The sequence below is a fragment of the Micromonospora sp. MH33 genome (assembly GCF_003013775.1).
In the GTDB taxonomy this organism is placed as follows: domain Bacteria; phylum Actinomycetota; class Actinomycetes; order Mycobacteriales; family Micromonosporaceae; genus Micromonospora; species Micromonospora fulviviridis.
This window is the reverse complement of sequence record NZ_MUYZ01000257.1, coordinates 1-10,077: the sequence shown is the minus strand read 5'-3', so window position 1 is coordinate 10,077 and position 10,077 is coordinate 1. Positions and strand designations below refer to the sequence as shown.

At 71.2% G+C, this 10,077-nt stretch carries 5 protein-coding genes and 1 pseudogene; 4 read left to right on the top strand and 2 right to left on the bottom strand.

The window, feature by feature from the left end:
* Nucleotides 1-241: 241 nt before the first annotated feature.
* Together B0E53_RS28090 and B0E53_RS28085 are read right to left on the bottom strand one after the other, a co-directional pair.
* Nucleotides 242-655 (bottom strand): contact-dependent growth inhibition system immunity protein, encoded by a 414-nt coding sequence (locus B0E53_RS28090; protein ID WP_168215427.1) that lies wholly within the window; start codon nt 653-655, stop codon nt 242-244.
* A gap of 213 nt (nt 656-868) precedes the next feature.
* Nucleotides 869-1,030, bottom strand: a pseudogene (locus tag B0E53_RS28085) (SAM-dependent methyltransferase); the annotation flags it as partial.
* A 258-nt stretch (nt 1,031-1,288) separates the two neighbouring features.
* On the opposite strand from B0E53_RS28085, the gene B0E53_RS28080 reads away from it, so the two are divergent.
* From B0E53_RS28080 to B0E53_RS28070, 4 genes are all read left to right on the top strand, one after another.
* The gene (locus B0E53_RS28080) at nt 1,289-4,294 is read left to right on the top strand and encodes a family 16 glycoside hydrolase (RefSeq protein WP_210406243.1); all 3,006 of its coding nucleotides are present in this window, start codon (nt 1,289-1,291) and stop codon (nt 4,292-4,294) included.
* 205 nt (nt 4,295-4,499) lie between these two features.
* Entirely contained in the window at nt 4,500-5,201 is a 702-nt protein-coding gene (locus tag B0E53_RS28075) for a hypothetical protein (RefSeq protein ID WP_107078773.1), read from the top strand.
* A 77-nt stretch (nt 5,202-5,278) separates the two neighbouring features.
* Nucleotides 5,279-6,679, top strand: coding sequence for an alpha-L-rhamnosidase N-terminal domain-containing protein (locus B0E53_RS39745; protein ID WP_246835637.1), 1,401 nt, complete (start codon nt 5,279-5,281; stop codon nt 6,677-6,679).
* Between the two features lie 146 nt (nt 6,680-6,825).
* Nucleotides 6,826-10,077: family 78 glycoside hydrolase catalytic domain (locus B0E53_RS28070; RefSeq protein WP_246835636.1), on the top strand; the 3,252-nt coding region annotated here is incomplete at its 3' end.

Below are 10,077 nucleotides of genomic sequence, written 5' to 3'. Positions count from 1 at the left end.
CCGGAGACCTCAGCCTTTATCGATCACCGCCACGCCGGCACCTCACCACCCGCCGACCCCTTACCAAACACGGCCTAGTTGGCAAGAGGCGAGCGGACGGCGGGGGAATGCGGTGAGATGTCGAGCGGTGTTGCCGCTGCTACGCCGTGTGCGCAGCTCGGAAGAACGGGCAGTTTGATCTCGTATCGCGCGGGTCGGGGAGGCTGCACGGTCTACGACTGCCCGACAAGGAAATCCGCTCTCATCGAGCCATAAACCGCAGGATGGCGTCCTGAAGCAGTCGGTCCGGCTCGCGAGGTCTGAGGTCAGGATCGGAGGAGCAAGGACGGGCAGCGAGCTCAGCCAGAGCAGATGACAGTCGCTTCCGTTCCGCTTGTAGGCTCGACCACGCCGAGTCGGGTAGCCGCAGCACGTTGGAGAGCAGGTCGCCCGGGTAGTAGTCGCCCTCGGTCAAGGGATCTCGGAGCAGGACCTGAACTGCGAGAGGCAGCAAAGCCGGCACGCCAATCTCTTGACCGAGCATGATGCGCAGGTCTTCGACCGTGAACTCAGCCAACGGCTTGCGTCGCAGCTGGGCGCAGCGTGTCACGAGAAACGAGGCATCCGAGCCGGGGTCCGGCCAAACGCTCCGCTCAAGCTGCTCGATGGTCGCCACGGCGGTCAGGGTAGTCCGCACGAAAGCTCTGGGCCGCGATGAGGTTGCCGCCGACCTATCACCCAGTGAGGTGCTCGGCGAGGTCCGTGCCGGACCGCTGGCGGTTCACCGGCCAGCCGAGAGGCCAACGGTCCCGTGAGGGTGGCCTGACCCTGAAGAAGGGCGTCGACCTCCGGCGTCTCTGGGGTGCGACTACGGATCGTTCCGCCCATCTCACCGGTAGGCGAAGACGAACCCGCCCTCGACGTTCGGGGCAGGACGGTGCATCATCTTCGCTTCGATGATGAAGCCGGCGGCGTCCAGCCAGGCCGCGACCCGTTCCGGTGGGCGGCGGTGCACGTAGACGTTCATCGGGTGTCCGCCGTAGCCCTCGGTCGCGGTCGCCGCCCTCACTCTAGGTCGGCCGCCGCGCTGGCCGAGCTGATCGACAAGCCCTGACCTCACGGCGGTTCGGCACCACCCCGGAGGGCCCTGCTTTCATTCGCAAATTCAAAAGTTGAATCGTATCGATCTAAAGATTAGCGTGTTGCTCATCGATCTTTTGTGCTGCGAGATCGAAGACGCCGGTCCAGGGGAGGCGAGCCCCACCGATCCTCCCGACCGGGCCCCCCACCACTCGCACCAGGAGGAACCGTGACCGCACCGAACGGCCGGCGCCGACGCCGGAGAGCCGCGTTCGCGGCCGCAGGTGCTGCTTTGGCGACCCTGCTCGCTGCCGTCCCCGTCACCCCGTCCGCGGCGGCGCCCGTCAACGCCGGCGTCCCGCCCCAGGAACCCGGCGTCACCCTGCGCTCATACGACATGGGCGTACCACTGTCGGCGCTGTGCACCCTCAAACCCGCTCAGACTCCGAACGTCGACAAGCTGATGCCGCAGATCAACTGGACCAGCACCGACGAGTTCGGCCTGTCCGACCGGTTCATCAGCCACGCCATCGCCAACCTCACCGTGCCCACCGACGGGGAGTACACGTTCCGCCTCACCAGCGACGACGGGTCGCGGCTGACGATCGACGACAAGCTCGTCGTCGACCACGACGGCCTGCACGGCGAAACCTCCAAGGAAGGGTCGCTCACCCTGGCCGCCGGCCTGCACCCGTTGTTCGTCGAGTTCTTCGAGAACGGCGGCGGCCAGGTGCTGCGGCTGGAGTGGCGTCCCCCGGGCGCGAGCGGATTCGAACTCGTGCCGACCTCCGCGTTGAGCACCGAGGCCGACGTCGTACGCGTCACCGCCCCGGGATGGAAGTACTGCGAGGGTGCGACCGACTCGGCGGGAGACGGCCTTCCCCTGGATCGGGTGCACCCCGGCTACACGCTCACCGACCTGCGCCCCGAAGGCTTCAAGCCGCAGGTCACCGGCATGGCCTTCCTGCCCGACGGCGACCTGGTGATCTCGACCTGGGGCGGCACCGACAACGCGACCGGCGAGGTCTACCTGGTCGAGGGCGTCACCGGCAAGACCGGCCCCGAACAGGTCACCTACCGCAAGTTCGCGCAAGGGCTGCGCGAACCGCAGGGAGTGGCGGTGGTCGACGGCACCGTCTACGTCAGCCAGAAGCACGAGCTGACCGCCCTGCGCGACACCGACGGCGACGGCGTCGCCGATGACTATCGGACGGTGGCAACCTGGCCGTGGGGCGGCAACTTCCACGAGTTCGCGTTCGGCCTGCTCTACCGGGACGGGTACTTCTATCTCAACCTGTCAGTCGCCATCAACCTCGGTGGCGCCACCACCGTGCCCCAGCCGGCGCGTAACCGCGGCACGTCGATCAAGGTGAAGGCCGCGACCGGCGAGATCACGTACGTCGCCGGCGGCCTGCGCACCCCCAACGGCATCGGCTGGGGACCGCGCGGCGAGGTCCTCGTCACCGACAACCAAGGGGGCTGGCTGCCCGCGAACAAGCTGGTCCAGATCAAGCAAGGGGCGTTCTACAACCACTACACCACCCCCGCGGGCCCGTACGACGACAAGGCGGTGACCCGTCCCATCGTCTGGCTGCCACAGAACGAGATCGCCAACTCGCCGTCCACGCCGGTGCTGCTGAAGCAGGGGCCGTACGCGGGGCAGCTGGTCGTCGGTGACGTGACCTACGGCGGCCTGCAGCGGGTCTTCCTGGAAGAGATCGAGGGGCAGTACCAGGGCGCCGTGTTCCGGCACACGCAGGGCCTGGAGTCCGGCATCAACGAGGTGGCCCTCGGCCCCGACGGTGCGCTCTACGTCGGCGGCCTGGGCGCCGGCGGCAACTGGGGCCAGGAGGGCAAGCTCACCTACGGCCTGCAGAAGCTGACGCCCAACGGCACATCGGTCTTCGAGGTCAAGCAGATGCGCGCGTCGCATGTCGGATTCGAGCTGGAGTACACCAAGCCGCTGTCCGCCGAGACCGCGCAGCAGCTCGCCGACGCGTACCAGGTGGAGCAGTGGCGCTACGGTGCCACGAGCCAGTACGGCGGTCCGAAGCTCGAGCTGGAGACGCTCAAGGTGGCCAAGGCCGAGCTGTCGGCCGACGGCCGCACTGTCGAGCTGCAGATCCCGGGCCTGAAGGAGAACCGCGTGGTGCACGTGCGCTCCCCGCGTCCGTTCTCCTCCGCCGGCGGCGAGGAGCTGTGGAACACTGAGGCCTGGTACACGCTCAACGAGATCCCGGGCCGCGTGGTGCAACCGCAGACATTCTTCGAGGCCGAAGAGGGCCGAACGGTCGCGGTCGGTATGGCCACCGACCACGCCGCCTACTCCGGCGCGGGCTTCGCCGCCGGGTTCACCGAGAACGGCTCGTCGACCCGTATCTCCGTCGACGTCGGCGACAGCGGCAGCTACGACCTGGCGATGCGCTACAGCAACGGCCCGAACCCCTACTCCGGGCAGAAGCAGCTGAGTTTGTACGTCAACGGCGAACGCGTCGAGCAGACGGTCTTCCCCTCGACCGTGACCTGGGAGGAATGGGGAACGGTCACCACCACCGTGCCGCTGAACAAGGGACGCAACGTGGTCGAGTACCGCAAGGAGGCCGCGGACTCCGGACACGTGAATCTCGACGTGCTCGCGGTGCGGCCGCACGGCAAGCGCATCACGCTGTTCAACGGACGCGAGCTCACCGAATGGCAACACACCGACGGACGCGAACCGACCTGGACCGTCGCCGACGGCGCCATGACGGTTCGCAACGGGGACCTGCGCACGTTGCAGGCCTTCGGGGACTTCCGCCTGCACCTCGAGTTCAACCTGCCGCTGTACCCACCGGACGTGACCGGCCAGGCGCGTGCCAACAGCGGCGTGTTCCTGCAGGACCGCTACGAGATCCAGATACTGGACTCGTTCGGCATCAACCCGCCCCAGAAGAACGACGCCGCGGCCATCTACAACCAGAAGGCCCCCGACGCGAACGCGGCGCTGCCGCCCGAGACCTGGCAGACGTACGACATCGTCTACCGGCAGGCCCGCTACGACGCGGCCGGCAAGAAGGTCCAGAACCCGCGCGTCACGGTGGTCTGGAACGGCGTGAAGGTGCAGGACGACGTCGAGATCCTCGGCCCGACCGGCAGCAGCCGGCCCGAAGGCCCGGCGACGGGTGCCATCCGGCTGCAGGATCACGGCAACCCGGTCCAGTACCGCAACATCTGGATCGATCACCTGGACCTGTAGGTTCGCCAGCGATCAGAACGTGGGCGGTCGGGTACCGGTTCGCCGGCCCGGCCGCCCGCGGCCTGGATGGCCCGACAGCCACGTCCGCGACGGCCGACGGCGGCGGCAGGTGCCGTGTCCGGATCCGGCCACGAAGGATGTCTTCACACGTGGAACATCAGCACGTAGCCTGCCTGAAACGATTCACGACCGCGCGGAGGCAGGCGTGACCCCTCGGACCCCCGAAACCCAGCCGCTCCGGAGCCGGGCCACCGTGGTCGCGGCGGCCGGGATCGTTCTCGCCACGGTCGTCGCCGGCGCCCCATCCGCGCAGGCCGACCCGGGCCACGCCCCGGACGCGCCGGCCGCGCTGACCGTGGACGACCGGACCCATCCGCTCAATGTCGAGGGTGCCCCTCGCTTCGGCTGGCTGCCCCGCGACGCCGACCCGGGGGAGACGCAGACGGCCTACCGGATCACCGTCACGGCAGCTGGCGGCGACCTGGCGTGGGACTCCGGCAGGGTCGCCTCCGACCAACGGTCCTATGTGTCCTACTGCGGGCCTGCCCTGCGCGCGGGCGCGGCGTACGAGTGGACGGTCCGCACCTGGGACCGCGCCGGCCAGCAGTCCCCGCCCGGCGCAGGCGCCTTCGAGACGGGCAACTCCGACATCCAGTGGGAGGGCGCCAGCTGGATCCGACGCGCCACCACGGACGCCGACGACTACACCCTGGCCGGCACTGAGGTGCACCCGAACACCAGCCCGGTGGTCCGCGCCCGCGCCTACACCGCCGCCGACCACACCTATGAGCTCCACCTCAACGGCACCCGCGCCGACGGGATCGAGGACGGCCGCGCCGTGTTCCAGGTGGGCTCCGGCCGGTCCACCTTCCACCCGGTCGCCGACACCGCCGCCCAACCCCGCTGACCCCGGCCCGGACGCCGACCGGCCCGGACGCCGCCATGAGATCGGTGCGGACCGCCGCACCCGGAAGGGTGAGAACTATGACGCTCACGATGCGGCGCCGACCCGTGCTCGCCACGGTTCTCGCGCTGATCCTCGGGCTGACCCCAACGGCGGTGGCGGCGGACCCGGTGGCCGCCGCCGAGCCGGCGGCCGCCCCGCTCACGGCGGACGGCCTGACCACCGAACGGGGCACCGACCCGATCGGACTCGACGTGGCCAAGCCCCGGCTCGGCTGGCGGGTCGAGTCCACCGCCCGGAGCGTGGTCCAGGAGTCCTACCAGGTACGGGTCGCCACCAGCCGGGCCCGCCTCAACGACGCCGACGTCTGGGACAGCGGGCGGGTCAGGTCCCGGCAGAGCACCCTCGTCGCCTACGCCGGCCCGGCGCTGCGACCGCGCACCCGCTACGCCTGGCAGGTCCGGGTGTGGGACACCGCGGGCCGTACCTCCGGGTGGAGCGCCCCCGCCTCCTGGGAGACCGGAGTGGGCGGCGCCGACGGCTGGCGGGGCGACTGGATCGGGCTGCCGCCACCCACCGAGACCTGGACCGACTACACCGTGCAGACGACGGTGCGCCTGGAGCGGGACGCGGCCGGGATCTTCCTGCGCGCCCACGGCCCGGCCAACGCCTACATGTGGCAGTTCTCCATCACCGGCGGGACCGCGAAGCTGCGCCCGCACGTACGGGTCGACGGCGCCTGGAGCCTGCTCAAGGAGGTGCCGCTCGGCGCGGTCGTGCCGGCCGACAAGCTGACCGTCCCACACACCCTGCGGATCACCGCCGCCGGGGACACCATCACCACCTGGGTCGACGGCATGCAGGTCGACGTCACCCGCAACGCCGCGCACGCCGGCGGCTCGGTCGGCCTGCGCACCAGCGGAACCGAGACCGGCGTCTTCTCGGACTTCTCGGTGACCCGCGGCGGCGCCTACCTCTTCGCGGCCCCCCTCACCGACGGTGAGAACCCGTTCGGCGGCGGCACCCCCACGGCGGGCGGCCTGCGGGTCACCGGCAACACCGAGGCGATGCTCACCGCGCTGGACGCGAACCCGCTGCTGCGCCGGGGCTTCCGGGTCGACGGACAGATCGCCCGCGCCCGGATCTACGCCACCGCGCTCGGGGTCTACCGGTTGTCGCTCAACGGCCGGCGGGTCGGCGACCACGAACTGGCCCCCGGGTGGACCGACTACCGCAGGCGGGTGCAGTACCAGACGTACGACGTGACCGGCCAGCTCCGCCAGGGCGACAACGCCCTCGGCGCCATGCTGGGCGACGGCTGGTACTCCGGCACCATCGCCTCCTTCGGCACCGACCACTACGGCTCGCGCCCGCACCTGAACGCACAACTGGTCATCGACTACACCGACGGCCGCACCGAGACGATTGCCACCGACGGCTTCTGGCGCGCCACACCCGCCCGTTCCTGCAGAGCGACCTGATCCAGGGCGAGACGTACGACGCGCGGCGGCTACCGCCCGGCTGGGACGCGCCCGGCTTCGCCGACACCGGCTGGTCGGCCGCCATCCTGGACGACCCCGGCGCCACCGGTCCGATCGTCGCCCAGGCCGACCCGCCGGTGCGGGTGGTGCAGGAGCTGCCGGCCCGGGCCCTGACCCAGCCGACCCCCGGCACCTGGATCTTCGACCTCGGCCAGAACATGGTCGGCAAGGTGCGGCTGAAGGTCGACGGCCCGGCCGGCACCACGGTCCGCATCCGGCACGCCGAGGTGCTCAACCCCGACGGCACCGCCTACACCGCCAACCTCCGTTCGGCCCGGGCCACCGATCTCTACACCCTGCGCGGCGGCGGCGCGGAGGTCTACGAGCCGACATTCACCTTCCACGGCTTCCGCTACGTCGAGCTGACCGGCTTCCCCGGCACCCCCGACCTCACCACCGTCACCGGCCTGGTCATGCACACCGACGGGGGGCTCACCAGCGAGTTCCAGACCTCCAACGCGATGGTGAACCAACTGCACAGCAACATCACCTGGGGCCAGCGCGGCAACTTCCTGTCCATCCCCACCGACACTCCGGCCCGCGACGAGCGGCTCGGCTGGACCGGTGACATCAACGTCTTCGCGGAGACCGCGACGTTCAACATGGACAGCCTGACGTTCCTCGGCAAGTGGCTGCAGGACCTGCGCGACGCGCAGTCGGCCAACGGGGCGTACCCCGACGTCGCGCCGCGCGCCTGCTGCGGTGACGGCGCGACCGGCTGGGCCGACGCCGGCATCACCGTGCCCTACACGCTGTGGCAGCGCTACGGGGACACCCGGGTCGTCGAGGAGCACTACGCGTCGATGGCGCGGTACGCGTCCTGGCTGCAAAGCACCAGCTCCGGCAACCGGCGTACCAACGCCGGGCCGTACCTGGACTGGCTCAACCTCGAGGACCCGACACCCGCCGGCGTCATTGGCACCGCCTACTACGCGTACACCATCCGCCTGCTGGGCGAGATGGCCGCCGCCATCGGCCGGGACGACGACGCGGCCCGGTACGCGGCGCTGGCGAAGGACATCGCCCAGGCCTTCGTCGACACGTACGTCGCCGACGACGGCACCGTCCAGGGCGACAGCCAGACCGGGTACGTGCTGGCGATCGGGATGAACCTGCTGCCCGAGCCGCTCCGGTCGAAGGCCGCCGACCGGCTCGTCGCCAACGTCCGCCGGCACGACTGGCACCTGTCCACCGGCTTCCTCGGCACCCCGGACCTGCTGCCGGCGTTGAGCGACACCGGACACGCGGACGTCGCCTACCGGCTGCTGCTCAACGACACCTACCCGTCCTGGGGCTACGAGATCGGCAAGGGCGCCACCACGGTCTGGGAACGCTGGAACTCGATCATGCCGGACGGCAGCTTCGGCGACGTGTCGATGAACTCGTTCAACCACTACGCCTACGGGGCCGTGGGGGACTGGATGTACCGCACCATCGCCGGTATCCAGCCCGACCCCGGCAACCCCGGCTACACCCACCTCACCTTCGCGCCGCAGCCGGGCGGCGGCCTCACCTCGGCGCGGGCGTCGTACCGGGCGGCCCAGGGGATCATCGGTAGCGACTGGAGCCTGGACGGCCGTGGCGACATGCGGTTGCGCCTCACCGTCCCCGGGAACACCACGGCGACGGTACGCATCCCGGCGCCCGGCCGGAACGCGGTCACCGAGGGCGGCCGGCCGGCGAACGAGGCCGACGGCGTGCGGTTCGTCCGGATGGACGGCGCGGTCGCCGTCTACGAGATCGGATCCGGCTCCTACTCCTTCGCCGTCGACCGGGTGCTGGGCGACCTGGGCGAGGCCGCCGACACCGTCCGGGCGTCGGCGGCGCTGACCGACGAGCTGGCGGCCGACCTGGGCCGACCGGTGGTCGAACACCTGCGCGCCCAGCTCGGCAAGCTCGCCGACGGGACGACCGCGGCGCGGACTGCGTACCTGGCCGGCGACCGCGTCGCCGCCGCCACCGATGTGCACCGCGCCCTGGCCACCGCCGCCAACCTGGATCGCTGGCTGCGTACCCAGGTCACCGTGGATCGGATCGACGCCGCACACGCCGACCGGTTCACCACCCTCCTCGCCCGGGTCGACCAGCGGCTCTCCGCGGCGTCCTCGGCCCTGGTCGGCGCGGTGGTCAAGCTCGACCTGCCGGTGGGCGAGCGGCTGCCCGGCGACGTCGTGGCCGCCAGCGTCGTGGTCGCCAACGGCGGCACCGAGCCACTGACCGGGGTGACCTCCACCCTGCACGCATCCGAGGGCTGGACGGTCACCCCGGTGGGCGACCAGGCCACCACCGTCGCCCCCGGCGCCGCCGTCAGCCACCACTACGAGCTACGCATCCCCGCCGGGCAGCCGCCGGCGACCGTGTCCCTCGACGGCTCCGCCGGCTACCGCCACCAGGGCGGCACCGCGACCCTGCCCGTCGCGGGCACGCTCACCACCGCGCCGGCCGTCGTCATCGTGTCGGCCGCCGCGACCCCGACCGCCGTGGCCCCCGCCGCCGCGACCACCGTCAACGCGGTGCTGCGCAACCGGGCCACCGTCCCGGTGACCGGGCGGCTCACCACCACCGCGCCGGACGGCTGGCGGGTGGCACCCGACGGGGCCGGTTTCGACCTCGCCCCCGGCGCGGAGACCACCGTGTCGACCATCCTCACCGCGCCGGTGACGGTGACCGAGGGACCGGCGCAGGTCACCCTCGCCACCGGCGGGACGGAGGCCGAACGCCGCATGCTCGCGGTCCCGGTCCGGTTCACCAACCCGCCGCCGGACGCGTACGACCACGTCGACCTTGGCGACGCCGCGTCCGAGCAGGCGCACCACCTGACCGCCTCGACCCACTCCGGCACCAACACCGAGGCCGGGCTGACCCGTCGCTACACCAACGTCAGCTACCCCGGCGGCTGGTTCGAGTTCGACCTCGCCGTCGCGCCCGGCGAACCGTTCGTGCTGCGCGCCGTCGAGACCTACGACCAGGCGCAACTGAAGGACTACGAGGTCGTCGTCGACCGGGTGGTGGCGCACGCCCGCTCCTGGCGGCGCACCAGGGCGGCGTCGGCACGGTCAGCTACCAGTTCGTCGTCGACCTGCCCGACGTCACCCGCGACGGGGTGGTCCGGGTGCGCTTCCGCGACACCGGGGACGGCTACGACCCGTCCATCGCCGACGTCTGGTCCGCACCCCTGCCGTCCTGACCCCACCACCACCGCTTCGAGGAGAGAAGTCCATGGCGCAGACCCCCCCACCGGTCCCGCCGCAGGGTACGGAACTCAGCCGCCGGTCGCTGCTCGGCTGGAGCGTCGCCGGCGCGGGCGCCGTGGCGCTCGGCGCGACCACCGCCGCGCC